Origin of the sequence: Nostoc sp. FACHB-280, from assembly GCF_014697615.1 — a bacterium.
Lineage (GTDB): Bacteria > Cyanobacteriota > Cyanobacteriia > Cyanobacteriales > Nostocaceae > Nostoc_B.
On record NZ_JACJSD010000006.1, the window covers coordinates 225,407 to 242,716 of the forward strand.

21 protein-coding genes and 1 pseudogene are annotated in these 17,310 nt (G+C 39.8%); 5 read left to right on the plus strand and 17 right to left on the minus strand.

Going from position 1 to position 17,310, the window contains the following annotated elements; translation table 11 throughout:
- Positions 1–59 precede the first annotated feature (59 nt).
- The 3 genes from H6G75_RS06840 to H6G75_RS06850 all read left to right on the plus strand — a co-directional run bounded on the left by H6G75_RS06840 (position 60) and on the right by H6G75_RS06850 (position 1,373).
- The gene (locus tag H6G75_RS06840; RefSeq protein ID WP_190967786.1) at positions 60–482 is read left to right on the plus strand and encodes a hypothetical protein; all 423 of its coding nucleotides are present in this window, start codon (positions 60–62) and stop codon (positions 480–482) included.
- 100 nt (positions 483–582) lie between these two features.
- The gene (locus H6G75_RS06845; RefSeq protein WP_190979197.1) at positions 583–780 is read left to right on the plus strand and encodes a hypothetical protein; all 198 of its coding nucleotides are present in this window, start codon (positions 583–585) and stop codon (positions 778–780) included.
- Between the two features lie 110 nt (positions 781–890).
- Entirely contained in the window at positions 891–1,373 is a 483-nt protein-coding gene (locus H6G75_RS06850) for a hydrogenase maturation protease (RefSeq protein ID WP_190979198.1), read from the plus strand.
- A gap of 30 nt (positions 1,374–1,403) precedes the next feature.
- On the opposite strand, the gene H6G75_RS06855 is transcribed toward H6G75_RS06850, so the two are convergent.
- The 4 genes from H6G75_RS06855 to H6G75_RS06870 all read right to left on the minus strand — a co-directional run bounded on the left by H6G75_RS06855 (position 1,404) and on the right by H6G75_RS06870 (position 4,395).
- Positions 1,404–1,772: a hypothetical protein gene (locus H6G75_RS06855; RefSeq protein WP_396020674.1), complete on the minus strand. Its 369-nt coding sequence runs from the start codon at positions 1,770–1,772 to the stop codon at positions 1,404–1,406.
- Positions 1,773–1,802: 30 nt separating this feature from the next.
- Positions 1,803–3,089: a nitroreductase family protein gene (locus H6G75_RS06860; RefSeq protein WP_190979199.1), complete on the minus strand. Its 1,287-nt coding sequence runs from the start codon at positions 3,087–3,089 to the stop codon at positions 1,803–1,805.
- A complete protein-coding gene (locus H6G75_RS06865) occupies positions 3,076–3,540 on the minus strand; it encodes an ankyrin repeat domain-containing protein (protein ID WP_190979200.1) in 465 nt (154 codons plus the stop codon). Before H6G75_RS06865 ends, H6G75_RS06860 begins: the two co-directional genes overlap by 14 nt.
- A gap of 228 nt (positions 3,541–3,768) precedes the next feature.
- Positions 3,769–4,395, minus strand: a complete 627-nt coding sequence (locus H6G75_RS06870; RefSeq protein ID WP_190979201.1) for a CBS domain-containing protein — start codon at positions 4,393–4,395, stop codon at positions 3,769–3,771.
- Positions 4,396–5,160: 765 nt separating this feature from the next.
- Here H6G75_RS06870 and H6G75_RS06875 point away from each other — a divergent pair.
- On the plus strand, positions 5,161–5,370 hold the full coding sequence (locus H6G75_RS06875) for a molybdopterin-binding protein (protein WP_190669937.1): 210 nt from the start codon (positions 5,161–5,163) through the stop codon (positions 5,368–5,370).
- Between the two features lie 120 nt (positions 5,371–5,490).
- Here H6G75_RS06875 and H6G75_RS06880 read toward each other — a convergent pair whose 3' ends face one another.
- From H6G75_RS06880 to H6G75_RS32895, 13 genes and pseudogenes are all read right to left on the minus strand, one after another.
- A complete protein-coding gene (locus H6G75_RS06880; protein ID WP_190979202.1) occupies positions 5,491–5,742 on the minus strand; it encodes a FeoA family protein in 252 nt (83 codons plus the stop codon).
- Between the two features lie 175 nt (positions 5,743–5,917).
- Positions 5,918–6,217 carry a 2Fe-2S iron-sulfur cluster-binding protein gene (locus tag H6G75_RS06885; RefSeq protein WP_062292521.1) on the minus strand — a complete coding sequence of 100 codons (300 nt, stop codon included), beginning with the start codon at positions 6,215–6,217 and terminating at the stop codon, positions 5,918–5,920.
- 180 nt (positions 6,218–6,397) lie between these two features.
- Positions 6,398–6,766, minus strand: coding sequence for an iron-sulfur cluster assembly accessory protein (locus tag H6G75_RS06890; RefSeq protein ID WP_190967894.1), 369 nt, complete (start codon positions 6,764–6,766; stop codon positions 6,398–6,400).
- Positions 6,767–6,917: 151 nt separating this feature from the next.
- On the minus strand, positions 6,918–7,718 hold the full coding sequence (locus H6G75_RS06895; RefSeq protein ID WP_190979203.1) for a ThiF family adenylyltransferase: 801 nt from the start codon (positions 7,716–7,718) through the stop codon (positions 6,918–6,920).
- A 10-nt stretch (positions 7,719–7,728) separates the two neighbouring features.
- Positions 7,729–8,046 carry a nitrogenase-stabilizing/protective protein NifW gene (gene nifW / locus H6G75_RS06900; RefSeq protein ID WP_190979204.1) on the minus strand — a complete coding sequence of 106 codons (318 nt, stop codon included), beginning with the start codon at positions 8,044–8,046 and terminating at the stop codon, positions 7,729–7,731.
- Positions 8,043–8,240, minus strand: a complete 198-nt coding sequence (locus H6G75_RS06905; protein WP_190589856.1) for a CCE_0567 family metalloprotein — start codon at positions 8,238–8,240, stop codon at positions 8,043–8,045. Before H6G75_RS06905 ends, nifW begins: the two co-directional genes overlap by 4 nt.
- A gap of 135 nt (positions 8,241–8,375) precedes the next feature.
- The gene (locus H6G75_RS06910; protein WP_190979205.1) at positions 8,376–8,852 is read right to left on the minus strand and encodes a NifX-associated nitrogen fixation protein; all 477 of its coding nucleotides are present in this window, start codon (positions 8,850–8,852) and stop codon (positions 8,376–8,378) included.
- Positions 8,849–9,262 (minus strand): nitrogen fixation protein NifX, encoded by a 414-nt coding sequence (gene nifX, locus H6G75_RS06915; protein WP_190979206.1) that lies wholly within the window; start codon positions 9,260–9,262, stop codon positions 8,849–8,851. The genes H6G75_RS06910 and nifX overlap by 4 nt, the downstream gene beginning before the upstream one ends.
- A gap of 253 nt (positions 9,263–9,515) precedes the next feature.
- A complete protein-coding gene (gene nifN / locus H6G75_RS06920; protein WP_190979207.1) occupies positions 9,516–10,835 on the minus strand; it encodes a nitrogenase iron-molybdenum cofactor biosynthesis protein NifN in 1,320 nt (439 codons plus the stop codon).
- The gene (gene nifE / locus H6G75_RS06925; RefSeq protein ID WP_190979208.1) at positions 10,836–12,275 is read right to left on the minus strand and encodes a nitrogenase iron-molybdenum cofactor biosynthesis protein NifE; all 1,440 of its coding nucleotides are present in this window, start codon (positions 12,273–12,275) and stop codon (positions 10,836–10,838) included.
- 585 nt (positions 12,276–12,860) lie between these two features.
- Positions 12,861–13,178, minus strand: a complete 318-nt coding sequence (locus H6G75_RS06930; RefSeq protein WP_190979209.1) for a Mo-dependent nitrogenase C-terminal domain-containing protein — start codon at positions 13,176–13,178, stop codon at positions 12,861–12,863.
- 136 nt (positions 13,179–13,314) lie between these two features.
- On the minus strand, positions 13,315–14,853 hold the full coding sequence (gene nifK / locus H6G75_RS06935; protein WP_190979210.1) for a nitrogenase molybdenum-iron protein subunit beta: 1,539 nt from the start codon (positions 14,851–14,853) through the stop codon (positions 13,315–13,317).
- Between the two features lie 201 nt (positions 14,854–15,054).
- Positions 15,055–15,204: pseudogene (locus H6G75_RS32895) on the minus strand (nitrogenase molybdenum-iron protein subunit alpha); the annotation flags it as partial.
- A 110-nt stretch (positions 15,205–15,314) separates the two neighbouring features.
- On the opposite strand from H6G75_RS32895, the gene H6G75_RS06940 reads away from it, so the two are divergent.
- Complete coding sequence (locus tag H6G75_RS06940; protein ID WP_190979211.1) at positions 15,315–16,733, plus strand: site-specific integrase; 1,419 nt, start codon at positions 15,315–15,317, stop codon at positions 16,731–16,733.
- Positions 16,734–17,310: the final 577 nt, after the last annotated feature.

The window sequence follows — 17,310 nt, forward strand, 5'->3', positions numbered from 1 at the left end:
TAGTGGGTTAGTCTTGCCTTATTACACTTCAACAAACCTGAAATTTATAAGGTAAACTTGTGTCTGATTTAGAACTACACAAATATCTTCCCAAACTTCCCGAAGCAGCACTGCAAGAATTTACAGAATGGTGTGTTTTAGAGCAGTCGAAAGCCGCAGGTATAGAATTTACTCCTAACAAAACCAAGTTAGAAAATCTCATACCAAACGAGTATATTTGGCAACTAATTGATCAGTTCATGAAAGAGAAACCAGACCCAATTAAAACGGGTTTAGTAGCAACAATGGCTGGTCAAGAAGCTGATAGTCATGGTTTGATAGGTTCAGCAATTATGGCTGATTTTATCGCCCTTTATGTGAAATATTTGATTCCTGCAAATGGCACAACGCCAGAAGAAGCGAAACAGTTAATAACGGAAGCCGCAATTCAGCAGTATGAAAAGCTATCTGAACTGGCTGATAAATATAATGTAACGTTCTAAATTGTGGTTATTTGTGAATTATTCTAAGGCTTTGTCTGTATTATGAGGCAAAGCCCTTAAGTTGTAACATAAGAATACAACAAAACAGTGTATCGCTGAAATGGTTGCCGCCCAGAAGTTTAACGAAATGAATAATGGTTCGATACGTATAATTTACGGTGCAATTACGTCAGGCGATCGCTGGAAGTTTCTCAAACTAGAATCACAAACCGTCACAATTGGTCTAACAGAGTATAACATTCCTCCAGTCGATAAGGTTTTGGGGATATTGTTAAGCTTTGTTTCGAGTGGTAGTTGAGCAGTTTTTATTCAATTTGGACAGGTAAATAAATGTTCTTGTGACATAAACTGCTTTTTTATGAAAGCTACACCATTAAAAATTAAGTATAGTGTCACCATTAGTAATTTATGCTAACTATTATTGGTTGCGGAAATCTCAATCGCAGTGATGATGCTGTAGGTGTACTTATCGCCCAACGCTTACAACAATATCTAGCCGAAAACCCTCACCCTTATGTGCGCGTGTATGACTGTGGAACCGCAGGGATGGAGGTAATGTTTCAAGCTAGAGGTAGTAAAAAATTAGTAATTATTGATGCTAGTTCAACCCATTCTGAAGCGGGTGCAATATTTAAGGTTCCAGGTAAAGAATTAGAAGCTTTACCGGAACCTAGTTATAACTTGCATGATTTTCGTTGGGATAATGCACTAGCCGCCGGAAGGAAAATATTTCAGGATGAATTTCCTGAAGATGTGACAGTTTATTTAATTGAGGCGGCAAATCTTAGCCTTGGACTAGAGTTAAGTCCTGTGGTGAAAAGTTCGGCTAACTTAGTTTTTGAAGAGGTAGTTACAATTATTTGTAATTGGTCAATGATAAATAATCAATAGTCTTTCCTACTCTCTTCATACACGCTTTTTCTAGCCAGCCATATCACGGTAAACAGCAATTTCATCTACCCGCATTTCAAAGGGGATACCTTGGCTTTCGGGAGGACAAACGCGGATTTTAGCACTGGTGACAATTGACTGGAGTAATGACCCCATTGCGACGATTTGTTGTAGAACTCGCCAGTTGGTAACAGGGTCGGGACATTCAATTACTAAGGTCATCGCACTAGCGTCACTGGTGACATACCAGCGACAATGAGAAAGAAGATTTTGAATTGTGCGATCGCACGCTTCATAAAAGTATTTACTAATAGAATGCTCTAGTTGTTGTCGTAAAATAATATCTGCCGATGACGGTTGCATTGGACGGTAATCGTAATCATCGTTGTAACAGAACATATACCTAGCCATCTCTACTTACAAAACTACTTAATTGCCAATAGCCATTGCGTAGAGAATATCCATTTTTGTTTCTAAGAAACTCTGGGTTTCATCGTCATAAAACGCGCCAATTCCGCTACATTGTATCCCCAAGTAATTACTACTCAGGTACACTCTGTGTCCTAAAAAACCTGCTAACTGCATAGCGGTTTGATAACTTGTATAGTCAGACACAAAAAACAAAGTTACTGCACAATCACGCGCAATAGCCTGATTAATGCACAAATAACCAGTATGTTCGCTAAAATCGCCACTTTTAATCAGATGATTGTTTTGATATAACCCAGGGGATATCCCCTCTACTCGATGCACGACTGAATAAACTTTGATTGCCTCACAACTTTCTGTCGGAATTGGTTGCTTTAGTTGTTGCAATATCCTGAAATAATCTTCTTGAGAAATCAACTGTTTCCGGAAACGTCTATTTGAACGTCTATGCCAAACAGTTTGATAAAATTTGTCCTTGTCAAACTTAAATTTGGGATGCTCTAGCTGTTGTTTTGGACTCTTTTGTAAAGCTGTTACCTGATAGCCATCTTCAATAAATTGATGCGCTTCAAAATAATCTGTACCACTCACAAAAGGAATTTTCAGCCTTAAGCGTCTCACATGCTTTTCTTCTACTTCCCCACATAGAACACTAGCAGTCACAAACTCTTTATTCTCAAAACCTAAGTCAGAATTAAGAGCTAACTTATCAAAGTCAAACATTAGCTGGATATTTTTGTCATAGAGATCCGCCGATGCGGCAATTGTACCTAAATGGTGTCCGCTATCTAAAAAGCAATATCTCAGACTTCTGTTTTTATATTTCCAACTAGACCTATAATAAACGCAACTAATTAAAAAAATGACTCCCTTGATACATTTGTCCGGTATAATATAACTTTCCAAGCCATCATCTATTAATTCATAGATGAGTGTTAGACAATTATTCTCAACTTCTAGATGGTAGATGCCATCAACTATTTCCGGGATGCCACGAATTTGTACATAAATCTCGGTAGGATATAACCCACCCGCAGAAGGATTAACACGTAGTTGATAAGCTACATCCTTATAAGTCTTTTCTAAGGTGATTGCACTTGTTAAGTAAATGAAAGAATGAATAGGATGATTGAGATTTAATTGCAGCCTGCGATAAAATTTTGGATATTGCTTGAAAGCGGATGGTTGCGTTGTTGGGTCTACATAATTAGGGTCAAGCTGCACTGATAGGTAAGAATGTTTAGTCCTTTGATGAAAATTTTTGCTAGATAATTCATTTTGTAGCATCTTTCAGCATCCTTAAAACTTCGATAGTGCTGGCAAAATCTATAGCTTTGTAATCGTCTAAGTTTTTTAAATTTAAATTAGGATGATGTTGTAAAAGTAACTTCACTACTTCTGTTTTACCTGCTGAAGCTGCATACATTAACACTGTTGCACCGTTATCGTTTTGGTTATCGATATTAATTTTCATTTCTAGCAGCAAATGAATTAATTCATAATAATTGCCAAAGCAAGCAAACCATAAGGCATTATTACTATCGTTATTTCTGGCATTAATATCCGCACCTGCATTAATCAATTCTTGAACTACTGAATAAATACCTTGTCTAGTAGCTTTCATTAAAGCTGTATCACCATTTTCACCACGCTGATTTAAATCTTCAGGATTGTAATTATTACCTATCAACCATTCACAAGTTGTTTTACTCAAACTTTGCTGGTTTTGTTGTTTCATAAACTGCTTTAATTCACTAATAAAAGGGAATGGTGGACAATGCCCACCATTCACAAAAACTTTTGGAAAATACTGTCAATTTATACTTAGAGTTGTCTGAGAATTAGTTTTGTATCCAAGATTTGTAGATCCCCCTAAATCCCCCTTAAAAAGGGGGACTTTAATTCCGGTTCCCCCCCTTTTTAAGGGGGGCTAGGGGGGATCAACAGAACTTCTCAGACATCTTCATTAGACAGCATTCATTGTTTGGTTAGGTTGTTCACCTGCGACCATTGGTTTGGGTTCTTCAGAGAATAGTTCTCTAGAAGATTTATCTTGCTTGGTTGCACCATAAAAACCAGCTTCAGCTTCGAGTTCATCTACGAAATCCCAAGCTTCAATTGTGCGTTTAGAGTCTGGGCCGTAATTCGCAGAAATTGCCCGTGCGTTGGAGACAGCTTTATATATCTCTTTTTGCAAGAATAGGAGTTTTGGTTTATCAACAAAGTCGCCTTTGTGGATAATATCGCTGATAGTAATCATCCCAAGTAATTCACCACGGATGACAGGCGCACTCCGCATCCCTGTATTAATCAATAACCTTGCAACATATTCTAAATCAAGGTCAGGATCTACAGTGACACAGGGTTTGCTCATTATTTCGTAAACATAAGTTCTTTGAGGATCTTTTCCATAAGCAACCACTTTGCCTGCAATATCACTCTCAGTCACAATGCCGTAAGCATCACCACTATGACGAGGTTCAACAATCAATTCTTGCAGTTGTTTGAGCCTTAATAATTTCACTGCTGCTGCTACTGTAGCGGAGCCGCGAATGGTAGCTACATCTTGAGTCATAATATGTTTGGCTCGCATAATTCCTGCTCCTTATTTATTGCAAGTAAGGGAATTGTTTCTAAACTGCTGCACTTATTCCCAAACTGTGTTTGCTTCGTCTAAGCATGATGAAAATTAGACACAGGTTTTACGCAGTATTAGCCCTAAATTCTACTTAGTAGAATCATCGATTATCAGTATAAGATTTACACATTTTCCCTACTCTATTGCTGAAGCGATCGCATCGGCTGTCTAACTTTCAGATGTACCAGGATTTCGGTAGAAATGTCTTTGATAACCCTGTAATCATTTGCTGCTTAAGTTTGGTTCACTAGCAACAATTTAGCTTACTTATATATTATCACTCTGATAAGCTTGTTCCATAAACAAGTGTGTATTCTCATAAAGATATTGGTTAAATATCACAAAAAAATATCAAAAAGCAGCACAAACTACATTTATTTTTTTAATAGTATGTTTATTCAGGATATTTGTTTAATATCAAAATTTATAGATATTGATTTGTTTACTAGGTAACAATTATTTTTTGAAATTAAGTTTTGTAGACGGAGTTCATGTATCAATATTTTAACTAAAAATATTCTTAAGTAGTGATATATTGTGCTACTTATTTCAACTCAAATTCTCCCTCTAGCGGAGTATTTTTAGTAGCAGGCTATTAGCTTTAGAGATTTTGTATAAACTATATATAGTAATCTTATAAAGAAAATCTAAAAAATAACCTTAATATTCCAAAAAGTTGGTATTGTTTCAAACAATCATGATTTAAAAGGAAATAAAAACATGGAAATTAGTGCGCGTAATGCGTTAAAAACCACCGTTAAGAAGGTTGTAACTGGTTCAGTTAATACTGAAGTAACTTTAGAATTAGCTCCTGGAATAGAGTTAGTCTCTATTATTACCAAAACCTCAGCCGATAACCTAGGATTGGTAGAAGGTAAGCAAGCTTATGCTGTTATTAAAGCGTCCGATGTTATTGTCGCTATTGATTGATAAATAACTAATTCATTAACTGGAATTTTTTGATTTTTGTAGAGACGTTGTATATAACGTCTCTACAGAATTTATATCTTACAAATTTTCATATAATTGGCAGTAGATTTTAGCTTGAATTTATTTATCAACTATCCGCACGTAAATAGTTTGAGCAACTTCTTGGCTTAAGCTGATAGATTCTCCAGCGACTTTAATTTGTAATAAAGGTAGTTGCTGTTCTACAGTAATACAAGTTCCAAGTTTTATGCCTACTAAATGAATCTGGTCTAGGATTTTCTGATCTTGAGTTCGATAAAAAGCTATAATACCTTGCTCTCCTGGTTGGAGTAGTTCTAAAGAACAGCCGCTTAAACTAAAAGGCTTAAACATTAAAAGTATGAAGTGTGAAGTATGAAGTATGAAAGATAATTTTATTTACATTTCATACTTTTTGGATTGCTAAAAATAGCTGTAGCAATGAAAAATTGCAGCTATACAATCTGAATCTGTGTAGAGAGATTTTGACTGTATAGCTGCAACTTCTGTACATAGTCTAAGACATCAATTATACGAGGTAAGGTTCTTGGTGGGTCTTGATTGTGCAGTTAGAACGAGGATAGGTAACGCACAATAGAGCAAATCCTTTAGATACTTGCTCATCATCTAAGAAGTTTTGATCAGATTGATCAATTTCACCTTCTGTAACTTTACCTACACAGCTAGAGCAAGAACCTGCATGGCAAGAGAAAGGTAACTCAATACCAGCTTCTTCGGCTGCGTCTAAAATTGTAGTGTCTTCATCTACCTCAATTGTGGTATCGATGTCTTCTTTTTTGTTGATTAATCTTACTTGATAGGTAGCCATTTTCCGATTCTCCTCATTACGGTTCGGTTGGTTCTCGAAGTGTGTCAGGCTCCTCTTCGAGAAAATATGAATAGGAAGACACTGCATTTGATGAGTGATTGCGAGTGTCTCTGACATTTAGTGCGGAGTACGTTTACGAAAAGCCTATATGGTTTGACTTAACACTAAAAGAAGACTCTTTTAGCTACAAGGAACACCATCTGGCGTACAGTCTCCTGTTTTGAAAGATTTGCCGCAACCGCAGGTACTAGTTGCATTAGGGTTGGTAAATTTGAAACCGCTTTCTACCACCCCTTCGACAAAATCAATCACGATTCCTTCTAATAAAGGCGCACTTTTAGCATCGACGTAAACCAACACACTACCTTGTTGGATTACTAAATCATCTGGTTGGGGTTGGCTGGTGACATCCATACCATATTCATAGCCACTGCAACCACCATCTTTGACAGAGATTCGGATACCTTTAGTGCTATTCTCATCGGAACCGGAACCTCGCAGGAAAGCCCGCAAACGAAATTCTGCTTTTTCTGTTAAAGTAACAGTCATTCAATCTCCTAATCTGTAGCGATTGATTGTTCTAATCTAGAATTTGGGTTTTTTGTGATAATTGTCCTTTGTCATTAGTCATTAGTCATTAGTCGTTTGTAAATACAAAGGACAAAAGACAAAGGACGAATAACCAAGGACAAAATACTTATTAAGTTGTAAAATTACTGGTGGTTTCCATTGATGGAGATTGCGAGTATCTCCAAGGTGCATTATTACCGCATACTTTACAAGAGCGATCGCGGTATGAACGACGCTTGGCAAATTCCATCCGGTTGAAGTCTATTGTCAGCAATTGTGACAATAAAGGCTGACTAAACCCAGTAATCAGCTTGACTGCTTCTAGTGCTGTCAAACAAGCCAATGTCCCAGAAACCGCACCTAGCACCGAGAAACCACGCCGATCCCAATCAGGCTTTTCGGGAAACAGGCAAGATAAACAAGGCGTGACACCTGGAATAATTGTTGTCAGGTAAGCCTCCATTCCGTCCATTGCAGCTTCTACCATTGGTTTGCGCCAGCGCACACAAGCTGCATTCAACAAATCGCGTTCTGTAAAATTATGGGCGCAGTCTAACGCCATATCTGCGGATTGCACCAAAGAATCTACATTCTCTGGCGTAATATAATCATGAACCGCTACGATTTCGATATCAGGATTGATGGCTTGCAAGGTTTCTTTAGCCTTAAATACCCTTGGCTTACCAACCCAATCATCAGTCATCAGAATCTGACGATTCATATCATCAAGGCGTAAATCACCACCCCGGACGAGAATTAGTTTGCCAACGCCTGCTACTGCTAAGTAAAGCGCGGCTGTACCACCTAATCCCCCCACACCTGTAACCAATACTGTCGCTGACTTCAGGCGCTTCTGAGCCGCTTCGCCAAAATTCGGAAGCATCATTTGGCGACTATAACGTTCTAACTCGGTAGGAGTTAGGTTGATCACTATTTACCTCCTAATCAGAAGAGAGTTCTGTCAGCGTAATTACATTTTTGGGCTTGTCTTTAAAGACTTTGAACACCTTTTGTTCTTGGGGTGTTGATTCAAGAAATACTTGATATGCTTTTTGCAAAGCCAAGCAATATTGATTGAGTTTTTCTTCTGCACTTAAATCAGCAGAGTTTTCATCAATTTCTTGGATATATTGGGAGAATTTCTTCAATATATGGAGACGATTTATATTGACAATTTTTTGGTCATAATCTAACTCAAAAAACTGAAAATATGCTTCGGCATCACTTATTTTTTTGAATTCATCAATAGTTTTACTCATTTACCCTCCAAAGCTGTTAGCTGCTGTTTCAACTCATCAAGTTGCCGATATATTTCATAAGTTGCCGCCGCAACATCCATAAGTTGTTTGTAATCGGTTGGTAGACCTTCTGCTAAATCGTGCAGATCCATTTTCATTTGACCTGCTTTGCTGTTGAGGCGTTTAATTTGGGTTTTCAATTCCTCGATGGTCATTGGTCATTTGTCCTTTGTCATTTGTCCTTTGTTATTTCGCGCAAAGGCGCAAAGACGCAAAGATAATCTTAGTCTATTAGTCATTGGATAAAATCATTTACAAATGACCAATGACTAATAACTAATGACGGAAAGTTAGAGCTTGCCGACTTCTGGGAAGCGATTAACTAAATCCAATCCTTTTTGGACAAAAGCTTCCCCTTCTTCTGCTAACTTTTCTAGAGATTCAAAACCGAAGCGATGAGCATCTCTTAAGGTTTTAACTGTTAGCAAAAGTCGTCCAGAAAATACTAATGCCCAGCCGAAGCCTTCATGGTTGATGTTAACTACAACCTGAGATATCAGATTAGTTTCTTGTTCAATTCTGGCAGCAATAGCTCGGAAAAATACTAATATCCGAGCTTGTGTTGCGGCATCAACTTCGCCTTCGATAGGAATTTCGCGTTTCTTTTTTTTGGGAACGACGAATGCCTTGAGGATTAGTTCATCTGACCAATTACGGTAGAATCCATAACTATCTTGACCCCGAATTTGGAGGATTAAAGCCTTAATGAAGGGAGAGTTTAAGGCTGCGAGACTAGTAGTTCCGTTAACAGTATTATCTGCGGTCATACAGTTGCTTCGTTCTCAATATCATCTGTAAAGGTTTTGGTTTTTGGCTGGAGAGCTTTCCGCAACCAAGGTGGAGGATTACCTTTGAGAGTTTGGACTAGTTTAGTAAGCAACTCTTCAATTTTTTCTTCTTCGCTGCGGGCTTTAACTGGGGTGACACCTTTTTTGATTAACTTAGCAGCCGCAGTTCCACCAATTGCTGTTACATAAACAATTGCACAGTCAACCAGTGCATCAAGTTTGGGTGTAATTTTATCTTCGTTACCATCTTCTTTTAGCTCACCCTCAAAGTTGAGAGTTTCTAAAAATTGATATCCTTCGCCATCAATTTCGTAGACATCAATTTCTCTCGCCCAGCCAAAGTGAGCATTGACATGAATGTGGTCACTGGTTGTAAAGGCAATTTTCATTCTGTTCTCCTACTTTGTGGGGATTGGGTATTAGGTATTAAGTGTTAAGGTTTGAGTATTAGTGATGAGAAAAATGATTGACTATTCTCAGTTACTAGGGCTTGTTTCAAACTATTTTTTAGATCCCCCTAAATCCCCCTTAAAAAGGGGGACTTCTAGAGTTTCTTAGCCCCCCTTTTGAAGGGGGGTTGGGGGGATCATAGAGTTTAAAACATTCCCCAATCTCTAGCCCCTAACCTCTAGTCCCTAGCCCCTAAATATCATTGAAAAAGTGTTTAACGCGCTCTTCTTCAGCTTCTAAAAAGAGGTTGCCGATACCAAACAAAAGCTCCATCGTGCCGCGATAGCCAACTTTTGTGAATAGACCATTACCTAAACGGTCGTAGATGGGCAAGCCTAAACGATAAAGAGGAATCGACAGACGTTTTGAGATCGCTCCTAGGTTAGAATTACCAATCACTAGGTCAGAGCCTACTGCTAGTTCTTCAAAGTCTTCTAAGTCGCCGATTGTGACACTCTTGATGGGGAGTTTTTCGAGTAGAGGCGATCGCGTTGTAGTAACTGCGGCGTGAATTTGGCTTCCCATCGATTGCAAGAAGCGCACTGTTGCCCACAACAAATCAGGCTCTAATGCTAGAGATACTCTTTTTGCACCAAAATAAAAGTGCGTATCGAGCATTGCATCTTGCAACTGGCGACGTTGGCGACGGTATTTTTCGGGTACTGGGTTGCTGCTCAAAATCGATAATGCTTGCAAAAATTCATCCACGGCTTCCAGTCCAGTCAGTTCCCCAAACACTTCATAGGGAATGTTGAACCGTTCATCGAGAATTTTGGCAGCACCCCGCATACTTTCACCCAAAGCGATGGTGAAAGCAGAACTACCTACTTGTCGCAGTTGTTTGACACTTGTACCGCTACCTGTCACCGCACTATAGTTATCTTCTAAGTGACCATCCAACGATGCGCCAAGGTCAGGTACAAAGATAGGGTCTAATCCAAAAGCTGTGACAATTTCTTTGATTTCTTGTAAATCGCCGGGAGTAAAAGCAGAACCAGCCAAAATTGTGACTTGTTCGCTTCTAATTCCGCCTGCTTGGGGAATTTCCTTAACAATGCTTTCTACAGCAGTAGCAAAACCATCTTGTAATGCACCTTTAAAATCTGGTGTTGGTGCAAAGATAACGGGGATGTGGTCTAATTCACGATGGCGATCGCGGATATCCTTCAAGAAGCGTTCAATATCATCGCCTCTGGTTTCGGTTAATCCAGTCGTACACAAACCGATAATTTCTGGCTTGGCCTTCTCAACCAACGTCAGAAGTGCCTGTTCCACATTCTCTTCGCCACCCAAAATCGTAGTAACTTCCGTCATGGCTGTAGTGGCTAGGGGAATTGCTTCCCGAAAATGCCGTACAAGCACAACCTTGGCAAAGGCGGTACACCCTTGAGAACCGTGAAACAGAGGTATCATTCCCTTTAATCCCAAAAAGGCGAGGGATGCACCTAAAGCTTGGCTTTGTTTGAGAGGATTAACTGCAACTGATTTTTCGGGAACAGTAACGATCGCCATCTAAAATACCTCTTCTATTGAAGCAGAGAACATATCTTCTGCTGACAAACTAAAATTATTTAAAGTCCCTGCTGTTTCATCCCAAGGCGCAGGTTTACGGATTTGACTCCAAATCGGGCTGTAGAGGGCTTCGTATAACTCCCGTGCCATCTCTAACATACCCACATACCCAGCATAAGGATGATGGCGTTCTTGGTTGATGTCGAGGAAAGGAATCCGCGCTTTCAGGGCTGTGTATTGGTTACGACCACCCGCAATTAACATATCAGCGTTTGTATCACGTACCAATTGCAACAACTCCTGAGCATTGCCTTTTTCTAGCATCATCCCTTCTGTACCGAGCAAGCGTTTGATTTTAGCCTTATCTTCCTCCGTACTCTTACGGGTGCTAGTAGCCACAACTTCTATCCCCAAATCCTTAGCGGCAGAGATAATAGACCAACTTTTCACACCGCCAGTATATAGAACTACACGCTTACCCTTGAGGCGGGCGCGATAGGGAGCTAAGGCGATATCCAAAGCCGCAGTTTCATTAGCAATCAGCTTTTCTGTGCGCGCTTGTAAATCAGGATCGCCCAACTTCGCCGCCACATTCCGCAAGCAACGATTTATATCATCAATGCCATAAAAAGACTCTTCAATGTAGGGAATCCCATATTGCTCCTCCATCTTTCTCGCCATATTGAGCAAAGCCCGCGAACAAATCATCACGTTCAACTTGGCACGGTGAGCGTAACGAATTTCTTCATAACGAGCATCACCCGTGATTTTGGATAGTACGCGGATGCCTAATTTTTCAAATAAAGGCAGGACTCCCCACATTTCCCCGGCGATATTGTATTCGCCAATCAAGTTTATATCATAGGGGGTTGTGAACTCCGGTTCTGCTGTCCCGACAACATAATCTAATAAAGCTTCACCGCCAAAACGGTTCCCCAAATTCTTACTCCCAATAAATCCCGGCGCAATCACCGGAACAACCGGAGTACCAATTTTTTCCGCCGCCGCCTTACAAACAGCATTGATATCATCCCCAATCAACGCCGTCACACAAGTAGCGTAAACAAATACAGCCGTTGGATTATAACGCTGATGAATTTCTAAAATTGCCTTGTAGAGTTTCTTTTCACCACCGAAAATCACATCATTTTCCGTCATATCGGTAGTGAAACCCGTCTTATAAAGCACAGGCCCAGAAGATAGACTACCACGACTACCCCAAGAATTACCAGCACAGGCGATCGGGCCGTGAACCAAATGCGCTGCATCAGTAATTGGAACCAGAGCAATCATCGCCCCATCAAAAGCACAACCACCTTGAGCCGCCCCAGGTTGCGCTTGTTGCGTACAAGACTTATTCTTCTTTTCGCCCTTCTTCTGCTGATTATGTTCGCAACCCGTCTCATTCAGCAGTTCATTAACCTTCTTTTGGGTGTTCATCTCTCTTCCTCTGTGTTCTCCGCGCTACGCCAGTTCGCTCAAGTCGGGAAACCCGCCCACGCGACTGGCTCCTCTGTGGTTCGATAAAAATTTTTTCTAGGACTTAACTAAGAACTCTCTGAAGCTCTTTCTTATTCCTTCGTGTCCTTAGCGTCCTTTGCGGTTCGTTCTGAGTTTTGAGAAAAAACAGTTAACAATAATCACCTATAAATTCACTAGACTTCTTTGCGCCTTTGCGCCTTTGCGCCTTTGCGTGAGACAAAAAATCTTTCTGCAAAATGTCTACCGATTACTGTTAACTGATTACTGTCACAAAAACTTCCTGCAAAAATCTTCACTATACCCGACACACAATTCCCCATGTGCATCAGTAATTCATTTCTATAACATCGACTTTTACAAGAAACTTTAAAGTATGCTTGACTACCAATAACAAAAAATCTTCTTGCCGCTTCCAATACTCCTAAATTAATTGTGAAACTCTTTCTTTCCTCCCTTGGCGTACTTGGCGCACTTGGCGGTTAGTTAAAAAAGAATCCGTTCACAACTCACAAGGATGGCGATAACTTCCAGATAATAAGCAAATTAACAAATATACCTTGTCACATCCTCACCACATTCATCAGCGAGGTAAGACAAAGCCCGAAAACGTAAGCCAACAAACTCATCATAGAGAGGATTCAGCTTACATAAAGCCGGAATATGGAAACTCCGACCAAATAAACTAATATTTCGCTCAAAAGGACAACAGCAAGGAATTACATGGCAGATGAGATGAGCGAAACGATTATTTTTAACATTAATTCCGTCCACAAAACGACGCAGAGGATTAAGTACAGGAGACTTTTTATAGTTAGGTGGATGGAAATGAACGTGAGAGTGGGTGTGATTGATGCTGTCCATGATAGAGAAAACGAGTCAAGGGATAGGTAGGTTGAAAAGTAAAAGGTAAAAAGTCAAAAGGCAAAAGAGTAAATTTCTTTGCCTTTTACCTTTTGACTTACTTAGCTGTTTTTAACAAACAAGCTTGTAGCAATTTCTAGCGAATCAAGTCGAAGGAGATATCGGTCTTACCAGTGATGTTGGTGTTACGATCCATTTCATCCAACAGAGTGTTAACAACCCAGTTGAGGATGTTTAGACCACCTTGGTAGCCGAGGGTAGCATAGCGGTGTAAGTGGTGGCGATCAAACAGAGGATAACCAATCCGTACCATTGGGATTTTGGTATCGCGCCACAGGTACTTACCGTAGGAGTTACCGATGAAGAAGTCTACAGGCTCGGTGAACAACAAAGAGCGTAAGTGCCACAAGTCTTTTTGAATCCAAACAGTAGCTTCTTTACCGAAGGGACTAGCAGCGAGAATAGCTTCCATTTCTTTCTTGAAAGCTTCGTCACCGTTGTTGCAGAGGATGTGTACAGGCTCTGCACCCATTTCTAACAAGAAGCTGGTGATGGAGATGATCAAATCAGGATCGCCGTAGATAGCGAACTTCTTACCATGAATCCAAGCGTAGGAGTCTGTGATAGCATCAACTAAACGACCGCGATCGATTTCCAATTCTTCAGGAATCGCTTTACCAGTCAATTCAGAGATAGCAGTCAAGAACTCGTCAGTACCTTTAACACCGAAGGGACGCAGAACTTGTGTTTCTTGCTTCCATTGGGTTTTAATGTATTCGCGGGTCTTGGGAGTGGTGTAAGCTTGGAGAGCTACTGTTGCTTTAGCGTTGATAGAATCAGCAGCATCTTCCAACTTTGTACCACCTGGGTACATATCAAATTCACCAGTGTTGGGTGAATCGAAGTAGTCGCTGCTGTCAGACAGAATGGTGTAGTCAACACCCATTGCATTCAACATCCGCTTAACTTCGCGGTTGTTACCTACATAGGTATCAAAACCAGGGATGATGTTGATTTTGCCGTTGCTGGTAGCTTTTTTCTTACCTTCTGTCAGGTTCAACAGAATTCCCTTCATCATGTTGTCGTAACCAGTGATGTGGGAACCTACGAAACTTGGGGTGTGAGCGAAAGGTACTGGGAAGTCTTGAGGAATAGAACCAGCTTGCTTAGAGTTGGTGATGAACGCGCCTAAGTCATCACCAATTACTTCCGCCATACAGGTGGTGCAAACAGCAATCATCTTAGGCTTGTACAGTTGGTATGAAACTTGCATACCTTCAATCATGTTGTTCAAGCCACCGAATACTGCTGCGTCTTCTGTCATAGAAGAAGAAACTGCGGAGCAAGGCTCTTTATAGTGACGGCTGAGGTGTGTACGGAAGTAAGCCACACAACCTTGAGAACCTTGAACGAAGGGTAAAGTACCTTCAAAACCCAAAGCAGCGAACATAGCGCCTACGGGTTGGCAACCTTTAGCGGGGTTAACGGTTAAAGCTTCACGAGCGAAGTTCTTTTCCCGGTAGTCCCAAGATTTTGTCCACTCAGACACTCTTTCAACTTCTTCAGGAGAGTGTGCGCCTTCAAAGTTCTTTCTCTTGTTTTCAAATAGCTCGGTGTATTCTGGCTGTTTGAATAGATCAACGTGGTCTACAATTCTTTCAGGATTCTGTGGCATTTGTCTGTCTCTCTACGCTTGCTGGTTGGTGTAGTAATTGAAGTGTTGGGAGAGCCTGGGGACTTCGCTCCTCCCCTTGGGAGTCACGAGTGATGAATCATGAATGATGAATAAAAATCTTCATCCAGCATTCAGCATTCACCATTCTTCCCTCGGTTCCTGGGGCTAAAAACCCCAGGCTATCCGTTATATTCTTGGGAATTAAGCAGCAGCCTTAGCTTTGGTAGCAGCTTTCTTCCAAGGAGCGCCAATCAAGCCCCAAGTTGGGCTGTTGAGTGCTAAATCCATATCACGAGCGAAGATAGCAAATCCGTCATAACCGTGATAAGGGCCGGAGTAATCCTTTTTGTGGTTTAATAGCTTTTAACAGCGTAATGTTTACGTTAAACAGTGTTAGTTTTAAACATTGTTCGCTGATAACACAATAATTTTTAGGCTAAATATAGGCTAATACCACAGCGATGGAAAATCAGGGTCAAGACAAATATCAGCAAGCCTTTGCAGATTTAGAGCCACTTTCATCTACCGACGGCAGTTTTATCGGCTCAAGTCTGCAAGCACAGCAGCAAAGAGAACATATGAGAGCAAAAGTCTTACAAGAACTAGAAAAAGTAAATCTGCGTTTGAAATCTGCAAAAACAAAAGTATCAATTCGGGAATCTAATGGAAGTCTGCAATTACGGGCGACGTTGCCAATTAAACCCACAGACAAAGACACCAACGGCACTGGCAGAAAGCAATACAATATTAGTTTGAATATTCCCGCCAACTTGGATGGACTCAAGACTGCTGAGGAAGAAGCTTATGAATTAGGCAAATTAATTGCCCGTAAAACCTTTGAATGGAACGATAAATATTTAGGTAAAGAAGCCACTAAAAAAGATATCAAAACTATATGCGAGTTATTGGAAAAATTCGAGGAAGAGTATTTTAAAACTCATAAACGCACAACTAAGAGTGAACATACATTTTTCTATTATTTTTCCCGCACTCAGCGATACACAAATCCTCAAGATTTAGCCACTGCGGAAAATCTCATCAATTCAATTGAACAAATCGATAAAGAATGGGCGAGATATAATGCAGCCAGAGCTATATCTTCATTTTGCCAGACATTCAATATAGAAATTGATTTGTCTAAATATGCCAAAATGCCCGATTGCAATTCTCGCAACATCCCCACAGATGCAGAAATACTATCAGGAATTAGTAAATTTGAAGAATATTTAAATACTAGAGGTAATCAAGTTAACCAAGATGTCAAAGATAGCTGGCAACTTTGGCGATGGACGTATGGAATGTTAGCAGTTTTTGGTTTACGTCCAAGAGAAATATTTATCAACCCTGATATCGATTGGTGGTTAAGCAAAGATAATATAGACTTGACATGGAAAGTGCATAAAGATTGTAAAACTGGCGAAAGACAAGCCTTACCATTACATAAAGAATGGATTGATGAGTTTGATTTAAGAAACTCTAAATATTTAGAAATGCTGGCAACGGCAATTAGTAAAAAAGATAAAACTAATCATGCAGAAATAACTGCTTTAACACAACGAGTAAGTTGGTGGTTCCGCAAAATTGGCTTAGATTTCAAGCCTTACGATTTACGTCACGCCTGGGCAATTCGAGCGCATATTTTAGGCATACCAATCAAAGCTGCGGCAGATAATTTAGGTCATAGTATGCAGGTTCACACGCAAACCTATCAGCGTTGGTTTTCGCTAGATATGCGGAAGTTGGCAATTAATCAGGCTTTAACTAAAAGGAATGAGATTGAGTTAATTAGAGAGGAGAATGCTATGTTGAGGATGGAAAATGAAAGATTGAGACTGGAGATTGAGAAGTTAAAGATGGAGATTGTTTATAAACATAGTTGAATTTGCTATATAAATTTATGTTATCCAGTGTTTTTGACTTTGTTCTCTACTATCATAAATTTCTAGTTAAATATACAGAGCATAGCAATCATAGCTACATTGATTAATTTTCCGTATATATCCCAATGCTATTAAAAAGTTCAAAGTTATACAAATAAGTATTGGTACATTAATTAACTGACTAATCATGAGCCAACATCTCAAAAATATTTTTGTCATTTCCATCGCTTTTTTGTTTGCTTTTTGTATTTTTGTAACACCCTCATACGCAGCAAATCGAACAGGTAGCCATAGAGTAGGAGGCACTAATAGCCACGGAAAGGGCGGCCATTACGTAGGTGGACATTTTATGGAACAAGTCTCTGGCAATCTCTTGAAAAATAGTCATTCTTGCATTAATGTTTATAAGTCTCCAGATTGCATAAATTAGTATTTACTACTAATATGTAAGGCTCTCCCAGAGTAGCTATGCTAGAATAGCATGAATAAAATCAGTATAATTCAATAGAATTAGCAGTAATTGGTGGCAAAAGCCCAAGTAGGGAAAGAGTTATACAAGCAATTGGCAATATAAACA